The sequence below is a fragment of the Janthinobacterium sp. TPC_1 genome (assembly GCF_056037845.1).
Genome location: NZ_CP195157.1, coordinates 1,190,305 through 1,212,199, shown reverse-complemented (window position 1 = coordinate 1,212,199; position 21,895 = coordinate 1,190,305). Strand labels below are relative to the sequence as shown.

10 protein-coding genes, 2 tRNA genes, 3 rRNA genes and 3 pseudogenes are annotated in these 21,895 nt (G+C 58.4%); 12 read left to right on the top strand and 6 right to left on the bottom strand.

Annotation, left to right across the window (positions count from 1 at the left end):
- Nucleotides 1–12: 12 nt before the first annotated feature.
- Nucleotides 13–912 (bottom strand): LysR family transcriptional regulator, encoded by a 900-nt coding sequence (locus ACQVLG_RS05955; RefSeq protein WP_474293391.1) that lies wholly within the window; start codon nt 910–912, stop codon nt 13–15.
- 103 nt (nt 913–1,015) lie between these two features.
- On the opposite strand from ACQVLG_RS05955, the gene ACQVLG_RS05950 reads away from it, so the two are divergent.
- The 6 genes from ACQVLG_RS05950 to rrf all read left to right on the top strand — a co-directional run bounded on the left by ACQVLG_RS05950 (nt 1,016) and on the right by rrf (nt 7,684).
- Entirely contained in the window at nt 1,016–2,095 is a 1,080-nt protein-coding gene (locus ACQVLG_RS05950; protein ID WP_230542476.1) for a tartrate dehydrogenase, read from the top strand.
- Nucleotides 2,096–2,501: 406 nt separating this feature from the next.
- Nucleotides 2,502–4,032 (top strand): 16S ribosomal RNA (locus ACQVLG_RS05945).
- A gap of 98 nt (nt 4,033–4,130) precedes the next feature.
- A tRNA-Ile gene (locus tag ACQVLG_RS05940) sits at nt 4,131–4,207 on the top strand.
- Between the two features lie 10 nt (nt 4,208–4,217).
- Nucleotides 4,218–4,293: transfer RNA gene (locus ACQVLG_RS05935), tRNA-Ala, on the top strand.
- A gap of 247 nt (nt 4,294–4,540) precedes the next feature.
- Nucleotides 4,541–7,431 (top strand): 23S ribosomal RNA (locus ACQVLG_RS05930).
- A gap of 140 nt (nt 7,432–7,571) precedes the next feature.
- Nucleotides 7,572–7,684 (top strand): 5S ribosomal RNA (gene rrf, locus ACQVLG_RS05925).
- The 16S, 23S and 5S rRNA genes sit together here with 2 tRNA genes alongside, the layout of an rRNA operon.
- A 240-nt stretch (nt 7,685–7,924) precedes the next feature.
- On the opposite strand, the gene ACQVLG_RS05920 is transcribed toward rrf, so the two are convergent.
- On the bottom strand, nt 7,925–8,497 hold the full coding sequence (locus ACQVLG_RS05920; RefSeq protein ID WP_230539252.1) for an acyloxyacyl hydrolase: 573 nt from the start codon (nt 8,495–8,497) through the stop codon (nt 7,925–7,927).
- A 142-nt stretch (nt 8,498–8,639) separates the two neighbouring features.
- Between ACQVLG_RS05920 and ACQVLG_RS05915 the strand changes: the two are divergent.
- Nucleotides 8,640–9,489: pseudogene (locus ACQVLG_RS05915) on the top strand (NAD(P)-dependent oxidoreductase).
- Nucleotide 9,490: 1 nt separating this feature from the next.
- Here the strand turns inward: ACQVLG_RS05915 and ACQVLG_RS05910 are convergent.
- Nucleotides 9,491–10,684 (bottom strand): M20 aminoacylase family protein, encoded by a 1,194-nt coding sequence (locus ACQVLG_RS05910; RefSeq protein ID WP_474293388.1) that lies wholly within the window; start codon nt 10,682–10,684, stop codon nt 9,491–9,493.
- A 206-nt stretch (nt 10,685–10,890) separates the two neighbouring features.
- Here ACQVLG_RS05910 and ACQVLG_RS05905 point away from each other — a divergent pair.
- From ACQVLG_RS05905 to ACQVLG_RS05890, 4 genes and pseudogenes are all read left to right on the top strand, one after another.
- Nucleotides 10,891–12,965 (top strand): annotated as a pseudogene (locus ACQVLG_RS05905) (molybdopterin-containing oxidoreductase family protein).
- 1 nt (nt 12,966) lies between these two features.
- The gene (locus ACQVLG_RS05900) at nt 12,967–14,016 is read left to right on the top strand and encodes an aminopeptidase (RefSeq protein ID WP_474293386.1); all 1,050 of its coding nucleotides are present in this window, start codon (nt 12,967–12,969) and stop codon (nt 14,014–14,016) included.
- Nucleotides 14,017–14,292: 276 nt separating this feature from the next.
- Nucleotides 14,293–15,975 (top strand): long-chain-fatty-acid--CoA ligase, encoded by a 1,683-nt coding sequence (locus tag ACQVLG_RS05895; RefSeq protein WP_474293384.1) that lies wholly within the window; start codon nt 14,293–14,295, stop codon nt 15,973–15,975.
- 54 nt (nt 15,976–16,029) lie between these two features.
- Nucleotides 16,030–17,712 (top strand): long-chain-fatty-acid--CoA ligase, encoded by a 1,683-nt coding sequence (locus ACQVLG_RS05890; protein ID WP_474293382.1) that lies wholly within the window; start codon nt 16,030–16,032, stop codon nt 17,710–17,712.
- Here ACQVLG_RS05890 and ACQVLG_RS05885 read toward each other — a convergent pair.
- On the bottom strand, nt 17,709–18,881 hold the full coding sequence (locus ACQVLG_RS05885; protein WP_474293380.1) for an acyltransferase family protein: 1,173 nt from the start codon (nt 18,879–18,881) through the stop codon (nt 17,709–17,711). The genes ACQVLG_RS05890 and ACQVLG_RS05885 overlap by 4 nt on opposite strands.
- A gap of 157 nt (nt 18,882–19,038) precedes the next feature.
- Between ACQVLG_RS05885 and ACQVLG_RS05880 the strand changes: the two genes are divergently transcribed.
- Nucleotides 19,039–19,905, top strand: a complete 867-nt coding sequence (locus tag ACQVLG_RS05880; RefSeq protein ID WP_474293378.1) for a LytR/AlgR family response regulator transcription factor — start codon at nt 19,039–19,041, stop codon at nt 19,903–19,905.
- Here ACQVLG_RS05880 and ACQVLG_RS05875 read toward each other — a convergent pair.
- Complete coding sequence (locus ACQVLG_RS05875; protein WP_474293376.1) at nt 19,902–21,494, bottom strand: alkaline phosphatase D family protein; 1,593 nt, start codon at nt 21,492–21,494, stop codon at nt 19,902–19,904. The two genes, ACQVLG_RS05880 and ACQVLG_RS05875, sit on opposite strands and share 4 nt — an antisense overlap.
- 30 nt (nt 21,495–21,524) lie before the next feature.
- Nucleotides 21,525–21,892: pseudogene (locus ACQVLG_RS05870) on the bottom strand (acyl-CoA thioesterase).
- Between the last annotated feature and the right edge of the window lie 3 nt (nt 21,893–21,895).

Genomic DNA, 21,895 nt, shown 5'->3' with positions numbered 1-21,895 from the left:
TATCAGGCCCAATCAGGCGCGGGCCTGCAGCCATTGTTGCAGAAATTGCACACAGGCCCTGACCTTGGCCGAGTTCGAGAGGCGCGAAGTTGTGACCGCCCACACATCGGCAAGCTGTTGATATGCTGGCAAAATGCGAACCAGCTTGCCTTGCGCCAGACTGCTTTCCACATCCCATGCCGAGCGCAAGATGATGCCGTGGCCATCGAGTGCCCATTGATGGACGATCTCGCCATTATTGGCCGATAGCGGCCCATCGACCTTCACCGTTTCCTGCCCGTGCGGCCCTTGCAGTTTCCAGCGCCGCCCATCCTGGTCGCGCTCGCGGATGACGATGCAGGCATGCTCAGCCAATTGCGCCAGGGTGTCCGGCGTGCCATGTTGTGTCAGGTAGGCGGGTGCGGCGCACAGTACGCGTTGATTGCTGGCAATACGGTGGGCGATCAGGTCTGGCTCGCGCACCACGCCGATGCGAATATCGAGGTCGAAACCTTCGCCCGGTAGGTCAACGGGGCGGTCGAGCAATTCCAGCTGTATTTTCAGGTCTGGATACTGTCGTGCCAGCTGGGACAGGGCGGGGCCGAGCCGGTTGCGTCCGAAGCCGGAACTGGAGCAGATGTGCAGCACGCCCTGCGGCTGCAATTTTGACTGCGCCACCGCTTCACCCATCTGCTCGACATCTTCCAGGATGCGCTGCGCCCATTGCCGCACGATCTCGCCATGATCGGTGACGCTGACCCGGCGCGTCGTCCGGTGCAGCAAACGCACTTGCAGCGCCGCTTCCAGCATGCCGATGCGCTTGCTCACGACCGCCTTGGAAATGCCCAGTTCCAGTGCCGTGGCGGCGAAACTGGTTTTATGGGCGACCTGGCAAAACAGGCGTAAGTCTTCCAGCAGCGGTGTATGTTTCATTGATTGACCACGAAATGTAGATACTGGGGTTATGAATTCCCTGATTGTATTCTGATGCGGCGCCAGTATCATCAACGCATCCATCAATCAACAGGAGAACGTCATGGCCGTACACAGAATCGCAGTTATCGCCGGCGACGGCATCGGCAATGAAGTCATGCCGGAAGGGTTGCGTGTGGTCGAGGCCGCGGCGCGCCGCTTCAATATCGACCTGCAGTTTACGACCATGGCGTGGGCGAATTGCGACTATTACCTGAAGCATGGCCAGATGATGCCCTCGGACTGGTTTGCCCAGCTCAAGGATTTTGACGCCATCTATTTTGGCGCCGTGGGTTGGCCGGACAAGGTGCCCGACCATATCTCCTTATGGGGATCGCTGTTGAAATTCCGGCGCGAGTTCGACGAATACGTCAACTTGCGACCCGTACGGCTGATGCCGGGCGTACCGTGTCCGCTGGCGAACAAGAAACCTGGCGATATCGACTTTTATGTCGTGCGTGAAAATACGGAAGGAGAATATTCGTCCGTGGGCGGGCGCATGTTCGAGGGGACGGAGCGCGAAACGGTGCTGCAGGAATCCGTGTTTACGCGCAAGGGAGTCGACCGCATCCTGAAGTATGCGTTTGAGCTGGCGCAAAGCCGGCCTAAAAAACACCTGACATCGGCAACCAAGTCGAATGGTATCGCCATCAGCATGCCATTCTGGGATGAGCGGGTGGAGGCGATGGCTCCAAGCTTCCCCGATGTGCACTGGGATAAATACCATATCGACATCCTGGCGGCCCGCTTTGTATTGAGCCCCGAGCGTTTCGACGTGGTGGTGGCGTCAAACCTGTTTGGCGATATCCTGTCCGACCTGGGCCCTGCCTGTACGGGGACGATTGCCATTGCACCGTCGGCCAATATCAATCCGGAGCGCACATTCCCCTCCGTTTTTGAACCGGTACACGGTTCCGCGCCTGATATCTATGGCCAGAATATCGCCAACCCGATCGGCATGATCTGGTCGGGCGCCATGATGCTGGACTTCCTCGGCAATGGCGACGCCCGGTACACGGCCGCACATGACGCGATTGTGCGCGCCATCGAGCAGGTGCTCGAGCATGGTCCGCGTACGCCGGACATGGGCGGTAGCGCCAGTACGACCGAGGTAGGCATGGCGGTGGCAGCATTGCTGAAATAAAGCTTGCCGCCCGTGGGCGGCTTTGCTATAGTTCGCCTCCCCAATGAGACGCAGCAGTTTGCGAAACAACGGGATCACTGGAAACGGTGAGGGTAGTAAAAAAGAAGGTTGACGAATTAGCCGAAACGCTTCATACTCTTCCTTCTTCGCAGCTGACAAACACAACGCTTTGTCGATAGCGCGAAAGCAGTAACCGAATACAGTTCTTTAACAATTAACAGTCGATAAGTGTGGACATTTGATGTAAGTGCAGCAGCGATCTTCGGATTGCTGTAATACTTAAAATATATCAAATGTTCACAAGAAATAATGAAATAGGATACTTCTTCGGAAGTAGCCTGTCAGTTTTTTGAGTGAGCGACCCGTCGCAAGACGGTGCCAATAAAATGGCAAAGTAACAGAGATTAAACTGAAGAGTTTGATCCTGGCTCAGATTGAACGCTGGCGGCATGCCTTACACATGCAAGTCGAACGGCAGCACGGAGCTTGCTCTGGTGGCGAGTGGCGAACGGGTGAGTAATATATCGGAACGTACCCTGGAGTGGGGGATAACGTAGCGAAAGTTACGCTAATACCGCATACGATCTAAGGATGAAAGTGGGGGATCGCAAGACCTCATGCTCGTGGAGCGGCCGATATCTGATTAGCTAGTTGGTAGGGTAAAAGCCTACCAAGGCATCGATCAGTAGCTGGTCTGAGAGGACGACCAGCCACACTGGAACTGAGACACGGTCCAGACTCCTACGGGAGGCAGCAGTGGGGAATTTTGGACAATGGGCGAAAGCCTGATCCAGCAATGCCGCGTGAGTGAAGAAGGCCTTCGGGTTGTAAAGCTCTTTTGTCAGGGAAGAAACGGTGAGAGCTAATATCTCTTGCTAATGACGGTACCTGAAGAATAAGCACCGGCTAACTACGTGCCAGCAGCCGCGGTAATACGTAGGGTGCAAGCGTTAATCGGAATTACTGGGCGTAAAGCGTGCGCAGGCGGTTTTGTAAGTCTGATGTGAAATCCCCGGGCTCAACCTGGGAATTGCATTGGAGACTGCAAGGCTAGAATCTGGCAGAGGGGGGTAGAATTCCACGTGTAGCAGTGAAATGCGTAGATATGTGGAGGAACACCGATGGCGAAGGCAGCCCCCTGGGTCAAGATTGACGCTCATGCACGAAAGCGTGGGGAGCAAACAGGATTAGATACCCTGGTAGTCCACGCCCTAAACGATGTCTACTAGTTGTCGGGTCTTAATTGACTTGGTAACGCAGCTAACGCGTGAAGTAGACCGCCTGGGGAGTACGGTCGCAAGATTAAAACTCAAAGGAATTGACGGGGACCCGCACAAGCGGTGGATGATGTGGATTAATTCGATGCAACGCGAAAAACCTTACCTACCCTTGACATGGCTGGAATCCCCGAGAGATTGGGGAGTGCTCGAAAGAGAACCAGTACACAGGTGCTGCATGGCTGTCGTCAGCTCGTGTCGTGAGATGTTGGGTTAAGTCCCGCAACGAGCGCAACCCTTGTCATTAGTTGCTACGAAAGGGCACTCTAATGAGACTGCCGGTGACAAACCGGAGGAAGGTGGGGATGACGTCAAGTCCTCATGGCCCTTATGGGTAGGGCTTCACACGTCATACAATGGTACATACAGAGCGCCGCCAACCCGCGAGGGGGAGCTAATCGCAGAAAGTGTATCGTAGTCCGGATTGTAGTCTGCAACTCGACTGCATGAAGTTGGAATCGCTAGTAATCGCGGATCAGCATGTCGCGGTGAATACGTTCCCGGGTCTTGTACACACCGCCCGTCACACCATGGGAGCGGGTTTTACCAGAAGTAGGTAGCTTAACCGTAAGGAGGGCGCTTACCACGGTAGGATTCGTGACTGGGGTGAAGTCGTAACAAGGTAGCCGTATCGGAAGGTGCGGCTGGATCACCTCCTTTCTAGAGTTTGCACGAACCAGTAATGGTTCACGCATCAAATGTTCACACTTATCGGCTGTTTAATTAAGAAGAAACAGTAGTCGTAGTAGCACCGCGTTGGGGCTGTAGCTCAGCTGGTTAGAGCACCGTGTTGATAACGCGGGGGTCGTTGGTTCGAGTCCAACCAGCCCTACCAGTCATACCCAGGGGGATTAGCTCAGCTGGGAGAGCACCTGCTTTGCAAGCAGGGGGTCGTCGGTTCGATCCCGTCATCCTCCACCACGTTTTACCGAAAGTGCAAATGTAAGCCAGTCAAATAGACCCGGTTTAGATTTGATCTTTTAGCGATCAAAGCTGTTTCGTTCTTTAACAATCTGGAAGAAGTAAAGATTATTTATTGATCGGTTTGCCGTAAAAAGCGAATCGATGGGTAATGATTGTATGTATCAACAAACAAGCAACAACGTTGTACTTTCTTATCCCTGTAGCGCTCTTTCATCATGTAAATGTTGAGAGGCTAACGTTATAGGGACAAGCGAATAAGTGCACATGGTGGATGCCTTGGCGATTACAGGCGATGAAGGACGTAGTAGCTTGCGATAAGCTGCGGGGAGTGAGCAAACACACTTTGATCCGCAGATTTCCGAATGGGGCAACCCACCCTTTTAGGGTATTGCATACTGAATACATAGGTATGCAAGGCGAACGCGGCGAACTGAAACATCTAAGTAGCTGCAGGAAAAGAAATCAACCGAGATTCCCAAAGTAGCGGCGAGCGAAATGGGAAGAGCCTGTACGTGATAGTCGGACCGATAACAGAATCCTCTGGAAATAGGAGCCATAGTGGGTGATAGCCCCGTATGTGAAATCGGACCGGTGGTACTAAGCGTACGACAAGTAGGGCGGGACACGTGACATCCTGTCTGAATATGGGGGGACCATCCTCCAAGGCTAAATACTCGTAATCGACCGATAGTGAACCAGTACCGTGAGGGAAAGGCGAAAAGAACCCCGGAAGGGGAGTGAAATAGATCCTGAAACCGTGTGCATACAAACAGTAGGAGCGGACTTGTTCCGTGACTGCGTACCTTTTGTATAATGGGTCAGCGACTTACATTCAGTGGCAAGGTTAACCGAATAGGGAAGCCGTAGAGAAATCGAGTCCGAATAGGGCGATCAGTCGCTGGGTGTAGACCCGAAACCAAGTGATCTACTCATGGCCAGGATGAAGGTGCGGTAACACGCCCTGGAGGTCCGAACCCACTAATGTTGAAAAATTAGGGGATGAGCTGTGGGTAGGGGTGAAAGGCTAAACAAACTTGGAAATAGCTGGTTCTCTCCGAAAACTATTTAGGTAGTGCCTCAAGTATCACCATCGGGGGTAGAGCACTGTTATGGCTAGGGGGTCATTGCGACTTACCAAACCATTGCAAACTCCGAATACCGATGAGTGCGAGCTTGGGAGACAGACGTCGGGTGCTAACGTCCGGCGTCAAGAGGGAAACAACCCAGACCGCCAGCTAAGGTCCCAAAGATTGGCTAAGTGGAAAACGAAGTGGGAAGGCTAAAACAGTCAGGATGTTGGCTTAGAAGCAGCCATCATTTAAAGAAAGCGTAATAGCTCACTGATCGAGTCGTCCTGCGCGGAAGATGTAACGGGGCTAAGCCAGTCACCGAAGCTGCGGATATTGTTCTGTGATTTATCACAGATATATATGGTAGGAGAGCGTTCTGTAAGCCTGCGAAGGTGTCTTGTAAAGGATGCTGGAGGTATCAGAAGTGCGAATGCTGACATGAGTAGCGATAATGGGGGTGAAAAGCCTCCACGCCGTAAGCCCAAGGTTTCCTGTTCAACGTTCATCGGAGCAGGGTGAGTCGGCCCCTAAGGCGAGGCAGAGATGCGTAGCTGATGGGAAGCAGGTTAATATTCCTGCACCGTCGTATGATGCGATGGGGGGACGGATCGCGGAAGGTTGTCCAACTGTTGGAATAGTTGGTTTCTGTCTCATAGAAGGCGCTTAGGCAAATCCGGGCGCGGAATTCAAGGGGATGGGACGAGTGAACTTGTTCTCACGAAGCAATCGGAAGTGGTTCCAAGAAAAGCCTCTAAGCTTCAGTCATACGAGACCGTACCGCAAACCGACACAGGTGGGCGAGATGAGTATTCTAAGGCGCTTGAGAGAACTCGGGAGAAGGAACTCGGCAAATTGGTACCGTAACTTCGGGAAAAGGTACGCCCCGGTAGCTTGATTGGTTTACTCCATGAGGGTGAAAGGGTTGCAATAAACTGGTGGCTGCGACTGTTTAATAAAAACACAGCACTCTGCAAACACGAAAGTGGACGTATAGGGTGTGACGCCTGCCCGGTGCTGGAAGATTAAATGATGGGGTGCAAGCTCTTGATTGAAGTCCCAGTAAACGGCGGCCGTAACTATAACGGTCCTAAGGTAGCGAAATTCCTTGTCGGGTAAGTTCCGACCTGCACGAATGGCGTAACGATGGCCACACTGTCTCCTCCCGAGACTCAGCGAAGTTGAAATGTTTGTGATGATGCAATCTACCCGCGGCTAGACGGAAAGACCCCATGAACCTTTACTGTAGCTTTGCATTGGACTTTGAACCAATCTGTGTAGGATAGGTGGGAGGCTTTGAAGCGGGGACGCTAGTTCTCGTGGAGCCAACCTTGAAATACCACCCTGGTTTGTTTGAGGTTCTAACCTTGGTCCGTTATCCGGATCGGGGACAGTGCATGGTAGGCAGTTTGACTGGGGCGGTCTCCTCCTAAAGTGTAACGGAGGAGTTCGAAGGTACGCTAGATACGGTCGGACATCGTGTTGATAGTGCAATGGCATAAGCGTGCTTAACTGCGAGACTGACAAGTCGAGCAGGTACGAAAGTAGGACATAGTGATCCGGTGGTTCTGTATGGAAGGGCCATCGCTCAACGGATAAAAGGTACTCTGGGGATAACAGGCTGATTCCTCCCAAGAGTTCATATCGACGGGGGAGTTTGGCACCTCGATGTCGGCTCATCACATCCTGGGGCTGTAGCCGGTCCCAAGGGTATGGCTGTTTCCATTTAAAGTGGTACGTGAGCTGGGTTTAAAACGTCGTGAGACAGTTTGGTCCCTATCTGCCGTGGGCGTTGGAAATTTGAAGGGGGCTGCTCCTAGTACGAGAGGACCGGAGTGGACGAACCTCTGGTGTACCGGTTGTCACGCCAGTGGCATTGCCGGGTAGCTAAGTTCGGAAGAGATAACCGCTGAAAGCATCTAAGCGGGAAACTTGCCTTGAGATGAGATTTCCCAGAGCCTTGAGCTCTTTGAAGGGTCGTTCGAGACCAGGACGTTGATAGGCTGGGTGTGGAAGTGCAGTAATGCATTAAGCTAACCAGTACTAATTGCCCGTACGGCTTGTCCCTATAACCTTAGCAGGTACAGAGGATAAGACGGTACAACGTTGCGTGTGTGTTGATACACCAATTCATTACCCTTAATCTTTGCTTCTTCCAGATTCATGGCCTTGTCGCTCCACTGAGGACAAATGCCGGTACAAGTTATGCCTGATGACCATAGCAAGTTGGTCCCACCCCTTCCCATCCCGAACAGGACCGTGAAACAACTTTGCGCCGATGATAGTGCTGCAACCAGTGTGAAAGTAGGTTATCGTCAGGCTTGTTATTTGGTGAAACAGCCCCCGGCTGTTCCACCTAGAGAAAAACCCGATCAGCAATGGTCGGGTTTTTTTTCGTCTGGCGGTTTGAGCGTTCGCCCCAAGCGAAAGCTGGGGTCAGACCCCCATGGGCGACAGCGCAAGCCCCTGAGTTTGCGGCATGGAGGGTCTGATGACCCCGGCTGTTCAGCCGACGAAAAAAAGGCAGCGCTATGCGCTGCCTTTGTCATTTATTAAACCCATTAAAAGTGATAAGCGACTTTGACGTTCATGTAATTGACGCCGCTATTTGGTTTCTTGTAGCCGCCATTCGAGAAATGCTGGATCTTCGCAGCAACTTCCCATTTGTTATTGAAGATATAGCCGACGCCGATATGGTCGCCGAACTGGAAGTGGGTCGACAGGCGGTTATCGTCGTTATCGTACAGCTTGGACAGCATGTGTACGCCAATGCCGCCTTCTGCATAGAAGCCCAGCTTGTTCGTGTTTTCAAAGCGGAAGACGGGAGTAAAGCCCAGGTCCCACAGCTTTTGATGCTGACCAGGGACATTGCGATAGCTCTTGCCATCCCAGCCGCCGATGCTGGCATCCCAGTAACCGCTCAGCTGCGTGCCATTCGATACAAACCAGGCCTTGTCCCAGTTCGAGGTGACGCCGGCGCGTACCATTTGTACCTTCACGCCCTTGGCATATTCGCCGTAGACGGAGTCGATCAGTTTGTCGTCGGCGGCAAAGCCGGCATTGGCTGCCATCAGCGCGGCAACGGCGGCGATGGATTTGAGGAGATTCTTCTTGAAGAACATAGAGGCTTTCATCGTAAAATTGGCCGATAGGCTATTGTCTTGTCTGCGCAGGCAGCTTTTTTGCATGCCGCTCTCGCCACTTGTTGATTTCAGGGGTTAATTGACATTCTCTACAAAAATCGCATTTCTCGGTATCGGTCTGATGGGGGATCCGATGGTCCGCTGCCTGCTACGCGCTGGATATTCTGTCACAATTTGGAATCGCACGCACAGCAAGGCCCAAGTCCTGCGTGCGGCAGGGGCGCAGGCGGCCGTTTCCGTGGCTGAGGCGGTCAATGGCGCAGATGTGGTCATCTCGATGCTGGAAGCCGGCCCCGTCGTAGCAACGGTGCTGCAGGAAGCGTTGCCGGCCTTGCGCGCAGGAGCGTTGTGGGTCGATATGAGTTCCACCAAGCAATCGGAAGCCCGGCAATTTCATGCCACTTTGCACGCCGCCGGCCATGGCTTCATCGATGCGCCCGTGTCGGGTGGCGTCGGCGGGGCACAGGCGGGTACGCTGGCGATCATGGCTGGCGCCAGCGCCGGCGATTACGCGCGCGTGGAAACTATCCTGGCGGCCATGGGGCGACCGACCCTGGTGGGGCCACCCGGTAGTGGGCCAGGTTGCCAAGCTGTGCAATCAGCTGATCGTCGGCGCGACCCTGAATATCGTGGCGGAAGCCCTGCTGTTGGCCCAGGCGGCCGGCGCCGATGCGGCTGCCGTGCGCACGGCTATCCGTGGCGGTTTTGCCGAGAGCAAGATTCTGGAGGTGCATGGCCAGCGCATGCTGGAGCGCAATTTTGTTGCGGGCGGGCAGGTGAAAAGCCAGATCAAGGATATGCACAATATCCTCGCGGCGGCCGAGGCGGCCCACGTCACCTTGCCGGTGACGCAACTGGTGACGCAGCGCTATGAAACCCTTGCCGAAATGTACCCGACGGCTGACCATGCGGCGGCCTTGCTGGCCCTGGAAGCGTTGAATCCGGGCCAGCGCCTGGGCACCGGTCCGGATAAGTTGAGCTGAATCAAGCGACGGGCAGGCTCGCTTCGGCCAGCTTGACCCAGAAACTGGCGCCGATGGGCAGCAGGTTGTCGTTGAAGTCGTAGCTGCCATTGTGCAAGACGCACGGCCCCAGGCCGTGGCCGCCATCGCGGTGCTCGCCATCGCCATTGCCGATGAAGATGTAGCAGCCGGCTTTTTCCTGCAAGAAAAACGCGAAATCTTCCGCGCCCATGGTCGGCTCGACATTCGCGTTGACCTTGTCGGCCCCCACCACGCTTTTCATCACGTCGACGGCAAACGCCGTTTCCTTCGCATGGTTGACCAGTGGCGGATAGTTGCGCTTGAAGTGGAACTCGACTTCGGCGCCAAAGGCGGCGGCCGTGTGCACGGCGATGTCGCGCATGCGCTCTTCGATCAGGTCCAGCACGGGCGTGGTGAAGGTGCGCACGGTCCCGACCAGGCTGGCATCGTCGGGAATCACATTGGTGGCGCTGCCCGCATGGATTTGCGTGATCGACAGCACGGCCGTGTCGAGCGGACTCTTGTTGCGCGTAATGACGGTTTGCCAGCTTTGCGCGATCTGCACGGCCACCATCACGGGGTCGATGCCCTTGTGGGGCTGGGCCGCATGCGCGCCCTTGCCTTTGACGGTGACGTGGAATTCATTGCTCGACGCCATCATCGGCCCTTCCACCACGCTCAGCGTGCCGGTTTCCGCGCCTGGCCAGTTGTGCATGCCGTAGATGGCGTCCATGGGAAACTTTTTAAACAAGCCGTCTGCTATCATTTCGCGCGCGCCGGCGCCACCTTCTTCGGCCGGCTGGAAGACCAGGTAGACCGTGCCATCGAAGTTGCGGTGCTGCGCCAGGTAATGGGCCGCGCCCAGCAGCATCGCCGTGTGGCCGTCGTGGCCGCAGGCGTGCATCTTGCCCGGGTGGCGCGAGGCATGCTCGAAAGTATTCATTTCCTGCATGGGCAAGGCATCCATATCGGCGCGCAGGCCGATGGCACGCTTGGAGCTGCCATGCTGGATGATGCCGACCACGCCGGTGCGGCCCAGGCCGCGTACCACGGGAATGCCCCATTCCGTCAGTTTGGCGGCGACCACGTCCGAAGTGCGCTGTTCTTCGTAGCACAGTTCGGGGTGCGCATGCAGGTCGCGGCGGATACCTTGCAGCTCGGATTGAAACGCCAAGATCGGATCAACTAGTTTCATGGGACTCTCCTGTGGATGCTGGCACGCAGCAATGTATGGCGCGCCGGACCGCGGCTGTTTGATCAAAAACAGGCGCGGCTAATAATGCATTGTAGCCCTTGTTTGCCGGGTAAATCCAGCGCACGGACCAGCTTGCCATGGCGCCAACAGCAAGCGCGCGGAATGGTTTACAGTATCGCCTTCCCCCAACGTTTTTGGATTGCCCCATGACCACCACCCAAGTGCGCGCCGCCTGCCCGCTCGACTGTCCCGATACCTGCGCCCTCCTGGTCACGGTGACCGATGGCGTGGCCACCGCCGTCAAGGGTGATCCCGACCACCCGACCACGGCTGGCGTGCTGTGCACGAAGGTGTCGCGCTTTACGGAGCGCACCTACCATGCGGACCGCTTGCTGACGCCGCTGCGCCGCGTGGGCAAGAAGGGGGAAGGCAAGTTCGAGCCCATCAGCTGGGACGAAGCATTACAAACCATCGCCGCCCGCTTGAAACCGATCGCCGCGCGCGATCCGCAGGCGATCTTGCCGTACAGCTACTGTGGCACCATGGGCCTGGTGCAGGGCGAGTCGATGTCCTCACGTTTCTTCAACCAGCTCGGCGCTTCCCTGCTGGACCGCACCATCTGCGCGTCAGCCGGCGCCACGGGCTACCGCTATACGGTGGGCGCCAGCATCGGCACGGACCTGGAGCAGTTCCAGAACGCGAAATTGATCATCATCTGGGGCGGCAACCCCATCGCCTCGAACCTGCACTTCTGGATGCGCGCGCAGGAAGCCAAGCGCCATGGCGCCACCCTGATCGCCATCGACCCCTATCGTTCGCTGACGGCCGAAAAATGCCACCAGCATATCGCCTTGCTGCCGGGCACCGACGCCGCCCTGGCGCTGGGCTTGATGCATGTCTTGATTGTGGAAGATTTGCTCGATCATGATTACATCGAGCGCTACACTGTTGGTTACGAGGCCTTGAAACAGCGGGCCCTGGAATGGCCGCCTGAGCGCGTGGCCGAGGTGTGCGGCATCACGATCACGGAAGTGGTGGAACTGGCGCGCCTGTACGGCCAGGCCTGCCGCTCCGGCGAAGGCGCCGCCATCCGTACCAACTACGGCGTGCAGCGCGTGCATGGCGGCGGCATGGCCGTGCGCAACATCGCCTGCCTGCCGGCGCTGACGGGCGCCTGGCGCCATCCTGCCGGCGGCATGCAGCTGTCGAGCTCGGGTTCCTTCCCCGTCAACCGCAAGGCCCTGCAGCGTCCCGACTTATTGAAAGGCACGCCGCGCATCATCAACATGAGCACCATCGGCGACGACTTGCTGAAAACCAGCTCGCCCGAGTTCGGCCCGCAAGTGGAAGCCGTGATCGTCTACAACTCGAATCCGCTGGCGGTGGCGCCCGATTCCGCGAAAGTGGCGCAGGGTTTCGCCCGCGAAGACCTGTTTACGGTCGTGCTCGAACATTTCCAGACCGATACCGTCGATTACGCCGACATCGTGTTGCCCGCCACCACGCAACTGGAACACGTCGATGCGCATTCCACCTACGGCCATCTGTACATGATGGCGAACAATGCGGCCGTGGCGCCGCTGGGCGAAGCGAAGGCGAATACGGAAATCTTCCGCCTGCTGGCCCGATACATGGGCTTTGATGATCCATGCTTCCAGGAAAGCGACGATGCGCTGGCGGCCAAGGCGTTCGACAACACGGATGCGCGCGCCGTGCATTTCGACTGGGAATCGCTGAAACGCACGGGCTGGCAAAAGCTGGCCATGCCCGAGGCGCCATTTGCCGCGGGCGGTTTCCCCACGCCATCGGGCAAGTGCGAGTTGTATTCGGAATCCATGGCGCAGGCGGGACTCGATCCCTTGCCGACCTACATTGCGCCGCACGAATCGCCAGCCAGCAATCCGCACTGGCGGCGCGTTTCCCGCTGGCCATGATTTCGCCGCCGGCGCGCAACTTCCTCAATTCCACCTTTGTGAACGTGAAAAGCCTGCGCGCGGCCGAAGGCGAGCCGCACCTCGATATCCACCCGGATGACAGCGCCGCGCGCGGCATCGCGGCCGGCGACATGGTGCGCATCTTCAATGACCGCGGCAGTTTTGTGGCCAAGGCCAGGGTCACGGACAAGGCGAGACGAGGCCTGGTGGTGGGCTTGTCCGTGTGGTGGAAAAAGCTCGCCAGCGACGGCAAGAACGCCAATGAAGTGACCAGCCAGCGCCTGACGGACATGGGCCGTGCCCCCACCTTCTACGACACGCTGGTCGAAGTGGAAAAGGTGGCCTGACATGGCGCGCTGGCCGGCCCGGCTGCTTGTCGGCATGCTGTGCCTGCTGCTGGGCGGCTGCACGCAGCTGCGCTACTACACGCAGGCGGCGCAGGGGCAATATGCGCTGTGGTCCGGCGCGCGTCCCATCGGCGACTGGCTCGATGACCCGGCCACGGAACCGCGCCTGAAAGTGCGCCTGGCCAAGGCGCAGCAAATCCGCCGCTTTGCCGTCAGCGAGCTGGACTTGCCCGACAATGGCAGCTACAAGAACTATGCGGCCCTGCGGCGCCCGTTCGTGCTGTGGAACGTGGTGGCCACGCCGGAACTGTCGCTGCAGCCGCTGCAATGGTGTTTCCCCATCGCCGGCTGCGTCAGTTACCGCGGCTATTACAGCAAGGAAGAGGCGCTCGCGTATGCCGACGAGTTGCGCGCCCAGCATTACGACGTGCAGGTGGGCGGCGTGCCCGCGTATTCCACGCTGGGCTGGTTCGACGACCCGCTGCTGTCGACCTTTATCAATTACAACGATGCGGAATTGGCGCGCCTGATCTTCCATGAACTGGCGCACCAGGTGGTGTACGTGCCCGGCGATTCGGCCTTCAACGAATCGTTTGCCAGCGCCGTGGAAGAGGCGGGCGTGCAGCGCTGGCTGGCGCGCGAGGGCAATGACGCCATGCGCGCGTCGTACGCCCAGTATGCGGCGCGGCGCCAGGATTTCCTGGCCTTGCTGCTGACATATCGGGAGAAACTGGAAGCCGTGTATGCAAGCGACGCCAGCGATGCGGACAAGCGCGCGCGCAAGGCGCAGGTGTTTGCGGCATTGCAAGACGGGTATCAGGTGCTGAAGAAAAACTGGGGTGGTTTTGCCGGTTACGACCGCTGGTTCGAGCAGCCCTTGAGCAATGCGCACCTGGCTTCCGTGTCTACCTACAATGAATTTTTGCCTGCCTTCAAAAAATTGCTGGAAGAAAAAAAGAACTTTCGTGCTTTTTATGCTGCAGTGCACACAATGTCCCAGATCAAGAAGCCTGAGCGCAGGCAGGCGCTGGAACAATTGTCCAGCCCGTGACCCGTAAAGTTTGTCCCGCACGGCAGGGCAAGCGATCCTGCAACAGTGTATTTGTCATGCTGCATTGCAGCATAAAATACCCCTAGAGTTGCCGCTCGAATACTGTTGAAAGCGCTTGCATGGAAGCGCGGCGCCCGATAGCATCGCATTAGTAGCATAGAGCAATTGCTCGTCAGAATGCTCAAACCGACTGCCGGACGACAGAATCCGCAGCAATGATCCGCGCCGGCAAGGTGCGCCGGCTCCCCCACGATGATTCGAGACAAGAGGCACAGGATGGAAAAAATTTGGCTGAAGTCGTACCCTCCCGGCGTCCCCGCCGACATCGATCCTGATCAATATCGTTCGCTGGTGCATGTGCTGGAAGAGGCGTTTCAAAAATATGCGGACCGCAAGGCCTATGTCTGCATGGACAAATTTCTCACCTACGCCGAACTCGATACCTATTCGCGCCAGCTGGGCGCCTGGCTGCAAAGCCGCGGCCTGAAGAAGGGCGCGCGTGTCGCCCTGATGATGCCGAACGTGCTGCAGTATCCGGTGGCGATCGCTGCCGTCCTGCGCGCCGGCTACACGGTGGTCAACGTCAATCCTCTCTATACGCCGCGCGAACTCGAGCATCAACTCAACGATTCGGGCAGCGAAGCCATCATCGTGCTGGAAAACTTTGCCCATACGCTCGAGCAAGTGCTGAGCAGGACGGCCGTCAAGCACATCGTCGTCGCCAGCATGGGCGAGATGCTGGGCGGTTTGAAGGGCATGATCGTCAATTTTGTCGTGCGTAACGTCAAGAAGATGGTGCCCGCGTATTCCCTGCCGAACGCCATGCGTTTCAAGCAGGCGCTGGCGCTGGGCAGCCGCATGAAACTCACGCCAGTCGAGCTGAGCATCAACGACCCCGCTTTCTTGCAATACACGGGCGGCACCACGGGCGTGTCGAAAGGCGCGACCTTGAGCCACCGCAATGTGATCGCCAATGTGCTGCAAAGCGAAGCGTGGTCGGGCGCGGCGCTCGACCAGAACAGCAAGGAACAGATGATCATCGTCTGCGCTTTGCCGCTGTACCATATCTTTGCCCTGACGGCGTGCGCCATGTGGGGCACGCGCGTGGGCGCCCTGAATATCCTGATCCCGAATCCGCGCGATATCCCAGGCCTGATCAAGGAACTGGGCAAATACAAGTTCAATTTGTTGCCGGCGGTCAATACGCTGTATAACGCGCTGGTCAATCATCCCGACTTCGCCAAGCTCGATTTCTCGGGCTTGAAGATCGCCAATGGCGGCGGCATGGCGGTGCAGCAAGCTGTCAACGACAAGTGGCTGCAGGTGACGGGTGTGTCCATCATCGAAGGTTATGGCTTGTCGGAAACGTCGCCCGTCGCCACCTGCAACCGCGCCGACAGCACGGCGTTCTCCGGCACCATCGGCTTGCCGATTCCGTCGACCGAGATCGCCATCCTCGACGATGATGGCAAGGAAGTAGCGCTGGGACAGACGGGCGAGATCGCCATCCGTGGCCCGCAAGTGATGAGCGGCTACTGGAACCGTCCCGATGAAACGGCCAAGGTCATGACGCCGGACGGCTACTTCAAATCGGGCGACGTGGGCATCATGGACGAGCGCGGCTACGTGAAGATCGTGGACCGCAAGAAAGACATGATCCTCGTCTCCGGCTTCAATGTGTATCCGAACGAAGTCGAAGCCGTCATCGCGGCCCATCCGGGCGTGCTCGAGTGCGCCTGCGTGGGCGTGCCCGATGAACATTCGGGCGAGGCCGTGAAAGTGTTTGTCGTGCGCAAGGATCCGAACCTGACCCAGGAAGTGCTGGCGGCGTATTGCAAGGAGCAGTTCACGGGCTACAAGCGGCCGAAATACATCGAATTCCGCGATGAACTGCCGAAGACCAACGTCGGCAAGATTTTGCGTCGCGCCTTGCGCGACGAGAAAAAGATAGCAGCATAAACAATGTGGATGCGCCAGGGGGCGCATCCCTTTTACAGATAAAGATGAGGCGAGATGGACAAGATTTGGTTGAAGTCGTACCCGGACGGCGTTCCCGCAGAGATTGATTGCACGCAATACCGTTCCGTAACGCATTTGTTGGAAGAGTCGTTCCAGAATTATGCGGACCGCAATGCCTTCGTGTGCATGGATAAATTCCTCACCTACCGCGAACTGGACAAGTTGTCGCAGCAGATGGGCGCCTGGCTGCAAAGCAAGGGCCTGCAACGGGGCGCGCGCGTGGCGATCATGCTGCCCAACGTGCTGCAGTATCCGGTGGCCATGGCGGCGATCCTGCGCGCCGGCTACACGGTGGTCAACGTCAATCCGCTGTACACGCCGCGCGAATTGCAGCACCAGCTGATCGATTCGGGCAGCGAAGCCATCATCGTGCTGGAAAACTTTGCCACCACGGTCGAACAGGTGCTGCCGCACACCCAGGTCAAGCACGTGATCGTGGCCACCATGGGCGACTTGCTGGGCGGACTGAAAGGCACGATCGTCAACTTCGTCGTGCGCAAGATCAAGAAAATGGTGCCCGCGTTTTCCTTGCCGAACGCCATCAGCTTCAACAAGGTGCTGGCCGAGGGTTCCCGCCTGACCTTGACGCCGGTAGAGCAGGGCCATGACGATATCGTCTTCCTGCAATACACGGGCGGCACGACGGGCGTGTCGAAAGGCGCGATGTTGTTGCACCGCAATGTGATCGCCAACGTGCTGCAGAACGAGGCGTGGATGGCGCCCGTGATGACCAAGGAAATGCGCGCCACGTCGATGGGCTTCATGTGCGCCTTGCCCCTGTATCACATCTATTCGCTGACGGTCAGCGCCCTGATGGGCATGCGTCTGGGCGGCATGTGCGTGTTGATTCCGAATCCGCGCGACATCCCCGGCTTCGTCAAGGAATTGAGCAAGCACAAGATCGTTGTCTTCCCTGCCGTCAATACCTTGTACAACGCGCTGCTGAATAATGCCGATTTCGCCAAGCTCGATTTTTCCAGCTACAAAGTGTGCAATGGCGGCGGCATGGCCCTGCAGCGCAGCGTGGCCGAACGCTGGCTGAAACTGACGGGCTGCCCGCTGATCGAAGGTTATGGCATGTCGGAAACATCACCCGTGGTGACGGGCAACCGCGTCGATATCACGGAATTCACGGGCACCATCGGCTTGCCTTTCCCGTCGACGGAAGTGGCGATTCTCAACGACGACGGCGTGGAAGTGGCGCTGGGCGAGCCGGGTGAAATCGCCGTGCGCGGCCCGCAAGTGATGGCCGGATATTGGCAGCGTCCGGACGAGACGGCCAAGTCGATGACGGCCGACGGCTACTTCAAGACGGGCGACGTGGGCGTCATGGACGAGCGCGGCTATGTGAAGATTGTCGACCGCAAGAAAGACATGATCATCGTCTCCGGCTTCAATGTGTATCCGAACGAGGTGGAAGACGTGGTCGCTTCCTGCCCGGGCGTGCTCGAATGTGCCTGCATCGGCGTGCCGGATGCCAATTCGGGCGAAGCCGTGAAAGTGTTTGTCGTGCGCAAGGACCCGAACCTGACGGTGGAACAGATCCGCGAGCATTGCAAGCATGAATTGACGGCGTACAAGAAGCCGAAATACATCGAGTTCCGCGATGAATTGCCAAAAACCAACGTCGGCAAGATCTTGCGCCGTCAATTGCGCGACGAAAAGAAAGCGGCTTAACTTGCCGCCAAGGCTGTGTCTGCCACCACGGCTTGCCGTGGCTGGGCGGGCAAGCCGAAGCAGGGGCGCAGCCAGTTCACTTTGCTGATCAGCAGCGACGTTCCCAGCCAGCAAGTCGCCACCGTGCCTGCCAGTATCAGCAGTGGTTCCAGCACGGGGCCCAGCTTTAACGGCACCAGCCAGTAGGCCAGCAGCACGATGGCGCTCTGGTGCAGTATGTACCAGGGAAAGACGGCCTGGCGCGCCCATGGCAGCCAGGCAAACGGTTTATTCAGCAAGGTGTGCGACCAGCCCAGGATGGCGCAGATGGCCAGCCACATGTACAGGTTGCGCATGGGCCAGGAGCCGGCTGAGGCCCAGGTCAGCAGGTTTTCCGAATACACGAGATCAAAGCCCAGATACACGGCAAACGTGCAGGGCGCCAGCAGCAGCGCATGCCAGCGCAAGCGCGCCAGTTCCTGCCACACTCGCTTGTCATTGCCCAGCCACCAGCCATACAGATACATGGTGAAATAGATGGCGTGCGCGTACCAGTCTTTCACCAGCGCATGGGTTTCCGGATAGCGCAGTTTCAGGAAAGCCGTTGCCGCCAGCGCGGGCAGGGCGGGCAGGATCAACAGGCGCCAGCCGCGCAGCCCCGTCAACAGCGGCCTGGCCTTGGCCAGCAGCGGCTGCAGCGCCACCAGCACGATGGTGTACAGCAGCAGATACACCAGATACCACAGATGGTTCCAGGTAAAACTGGTTTTCCAGCCCGTAAATGCGCCGGCCGGCCAGGCGTAGCCGCCAAAGTAGTGCAGCAGAAATGCTCCATAGCCAGGCTCGACCAGGCCGTTGCTGACGCCCTCGCAATACGGCTGCACGGGAATCACCACCAGCACGCCAAACAGCAGGGGCAGCAACAGGCGCTTGATCCGGCGCCACAGGAAGGCGCCGCGGGAGGTATGCGCCATCATGGCGCACGACACGCCGGAAATGAGGAACACGATTTCCATGCGCCACCGGTTGATAAAGACCATGGGAAAGTTCAATGTTTCCGTCAAGTAGCTGCTCTTCATGTGGAAGGCGGCACCGTCCAGGTACAGCATGGCCGTGTGGTAGACGATCAGCAGGCTGAAGACAAGAAAGCGCAAGGCATCGATATCGTAACGGCGAGAATCAGTGGTCATGGTCGCGGGTCCGCTGGTGAAGGAAGAGCCCAGCATAGGCAGGCCACACGGGGCGATCCAGCGAAAAGTGATCAATTGCGGGCTGTTTGTGACGAGCGGTGACACTGGGACGGCTTTGGGACCTTACAATCATGCAACTAATTTGCCATCCGACACCATGCGCCTGTCTTCCACCGATTTGTTGCAACGATATCAACGCTGGCGCCAGTTCGCCGAGCCAGCTTTCTGGATCGTCCTGTATCTGCTACAAACGTCGCTCAACTGCTGGATCAGCTGGACGGACCGCCAACGCGCCGGGCTCGCGACACCGTTCTGGGAAGTGGCCGTGTGGGAGTGGAGCAGCAACCTGGTGTTGCTGGCGCTGGTGCCGGTGGTGATCCTGGCTAACCAGCTTCGGCCCTTGCACCTGGTTTTCCAGCGCCAGAACCTGCGCTGGCACCTGATCGCGTCGCTGGTCTACAGCCTCGTGCATGTGCTGGCCATGGTGGCCTTGCGCAAACTGGCGTACTGGAGCGCCGGCAGCGATTACGATTTCGGTAACTGGTGGCGCGAATTACCTTATGAATATGTCAAGGATGTGCGCACTTACTTCTCCATTTTATTGTTCACGGGCTTTTACCAGTTGCTGCTGATGCGCTGGCAAGGCGAGGCGACCCTGCTGGGCGAACCCGACGAGGGACTGGCCGTGGAACCGGTGCAGCAGCCGGAACGCTTCCTAGTGCGCAAGCTGGGCAAGGATTTCCTGTTGCCCGCCGCCGATATCGAGTGGATACAGGCCTGGGGCAATTATGTGAATTTGCACGTGCGCGGCCATGATTATCCGTTGCGCTCGACCATGGCGGCCATCGAGCGCCGCCTGGATAGCAAGCGCTTCCTGCGCGTGCACCGCAGCTATATCGTCAATCTTGATTTCGTACAAGCCATCGTGCCGCTGGAATCGGGCGATGCGCGCGCGGTACTTTCCACTGGGGGCGAAGTGCCCGTCAGCCGGCGCTACCGCGAGGCCTTGAAAAGCATAGGCTAGACGCGCTGCACGCCAGCCTTGCCATCCTGAACGGTGAAACTGGCCAGTGTCGCGATGGTCGATGCGCTGTCGCGCACGTTCTCCAGGCCCTGGAACAGGGTCGTGGTCTTCTCCGGCGTGATTTCCATCAACATATAGCCGCGCTTGTCGCTGCGCCCGTAGCGGATGTGCGGATTCATCGCCACGTACTGCTCCGTGCGCGCCTGCGGGCGGGAACTCGAGGTGATTGAGGTACCGCAAAACTCCGTGGCCAGCACGGGATTATCCTTGCCGGTGGGGCGCATGGCGTTGCGGCTCAGTTCCGTGGCATAAAAGGTGTGCACGTCGCCCGACAGCACCAGCGGGTTGCTGGCCTTGCTGCTGCGCAAGGCGTCAAGCAGGTGCTGGCGCGCCATCGGGTAACCGTCCCAGCCATCGGTCCAGACGCGCTCGTCGCCGGGGCGCAGGATGGGCACCTGGCTCGATTGCGCCATCAGGGTTTGCTGGGCCAGGATGTTCCAGCGCGCGGGAGAATCATCGAGACCGGTTTGCAGCCAGCGCTGCTGTTCCTCGCCCAGCATGGTGCGGTTCGGTTTGAGCAAGTCGGGGCAGCTGCGCGTGGTGACGGAATTGGAGCCGCCGCGGCCCGGCCTGGCGCAGGCGTGGTAGGCGCGGTATTGCCGGTCGTCCAGTACGTGGAAGCGCGCCAGGCGGCCCCAGTCGTAGCGCTGGTAGATGCGCATGTCGACAAAGCCCCGCCGTCCCAAGGGCAGCAGGCGCAGCGGCATGTGCTCATAAAACGCCTGGTAGGCGGCCGCGCGGCGCTGCAAGAAGGTGGGCGTGAGCAACTCGTCGCGGTCGTTGCCGTAATCGTTGGCCACTTCATGGTCATCCCAGGTGACGATCCACGGCGCGGCCAGGTGCGCGCCCTGCAAGTCCCGGTCGCTCTTGTATTGCGAATAGCGGGCGCGGTACTCGTCCAGGCTGAAGCTTTCATGCGTGCGCATGGCGCGGCTTGGGTGCTGCAGCTGGTACGGCCCCCACTCATAGATGTAGTCGCCAAGGAAGGCCACCAGGTCGGGGCCGGCCGCGGCGATGTGCCGGTGCGCCGCATACGCGCCGAATTCCCAGTGCTGGCATGAGGCGACAGCCAGTTTCAGCGAAGAAGGCATGGAGCCGGGCTCGGGCGCCGTGCGCGTACGGCCCACGGGGCTGACGGCGTCGCCCAGCATGAAGCGGTACCAGTACCAGCGTCCGGGCGCCAGGCCGCCCGCGTCGACATGCACGCTGTGCGCGAGGGCGGGCGTGGCCGTCGCTTGCCCTTTGGCGGCGATGCGCCGGAAAGCTTCGTCTTCGGCCACTTCCCAGCGCACGTTCAAGGCGATGGCGGGCGTGGCGGCAGCCCGCAGCGGGTCGTAGCAGATGCGCGTCCACAGCACGACGGCGTCGGGCAGGGGCGAGCCGGAAGCGACGCCGAGCGCAAACGGGTAGCCCGCGCCGTTCAGGCGCGTGGCGGCGCTGGCGCTGGAACCGGACAGCACGCTGCCGGCGGCAGCCAGCGCACCGATGCGGGCGGCGCTGTGCAGGAAGATGCGGCGCTGGCTATCCATGCCGTCTGAAACGTGGGATTAATACGACAATCAGGACGCCAATAAGGTCTCAATGGGCGGCACCTTGCGCGGCTTGCGGTCGGAGTCCGTCGCGCCACGTAGATCAGGGTTGCTTCCGTGACTTTCACGATGCACGCCTGCAGGCGGTTGCGCTCGGCATACACCTCGACATTGACGGTGATCGAGGTATTGCCCACCTTGACGATGTCGGCGTAGAAGGAAAGAAGATCGCCGACGAAGACGGGATTTTTGAAGACGAAGGAGTTGACGGCGATGGTGGCGACACGGCCGTTGGCGCGCCGCGTGGCCGGCAGGGAACCGGCGATATCGACTTGCGCCATGATCCAGCCGCCGAAGACGTCGCCGTACACATTGGCGTCGGACGGCGCGGGCATCATGCG

What these genes read in the sequence shown, in the direction of transcription:
- ACQVLG_RS05955 (WP_474293391.1), bottom strand. Translation starts at nt 912, where the DNA reads ATGAAACATACACCGCTGCTGGAAGACTTACGCCTGTTTTGCCAGGTC.
- ACQVLG_RS05950 (WP_230542476.1), top strand. Translation starts at nt 1,016, where the DNA reads ATGGCCGTACACAGAATCGCAGTTATCGCCGGCGACGGCATCGGCAAT.
- ACQVLG_RS05920 (WP_230539252.1), bottom strand. Translation starts at nt 8,497, where the DNA reads ATGAAAGCCTCTATGTTCTTCAAGAAGAATCTCCTCAAATCCATCGCC.
- ACQVLG_RS05910 (WP_474293388.1), bottom strand. Translation starts at nt 10,684, where the DNA reads ATGAAACTAGTTGATCCGATCTTGGCGTTTCAATCCGAGCTGCAAGGT.
- ACQVLG_RS05900 (WP_474293386.1), top strand. Translation starts at nt 12,967, where the DNA reads ATGGCGCGCTGGCCGGCCCGGCTGCTTGTCGGCATGCTGTGCCTGCTG.
- ACQVLG_RS05895 (WP_474293384.1), top strand. Translation starts at nt 14,293, where the DNA reads ATGGAAAAAATTTGGCTGAAGTCGTACCCTCCCGGCGTCCCCGCCGAC.
- ACQVLG_RS05890 (WP_474293382.1), top strand. Translation starts at nt 16,030, where the DNA reads ATGGACAAGATTTGGTTGAAGTCGTACCCGGACGGCGTTCCCGCAGAG.
- ACQVLG_RS05885 (WP_474293380.1), bottom strand. Translation starts at nt 18,881, where the DNA reads ATGACCACTGATTCTCGCCGTTACGATATCGATGCCTTGCGCTTTCTT.
- ACQVLG_RS05880 (WP_474293378.1), top strand. Translation starts at nt 19,039, where the DNA reads ATGCGCCTGTCTTCCACCGATTTGTTGCAACGATATCAACGCTGGCGC.
- ACQVLG_RS05875 (WP_474293376.1), bottom strand. Translation starts at nt 21,494, where the DNA reads ATGGATAGCCAGCGCCGCATCTTCCTGCACAGCGCCGCCCGCATCGGT.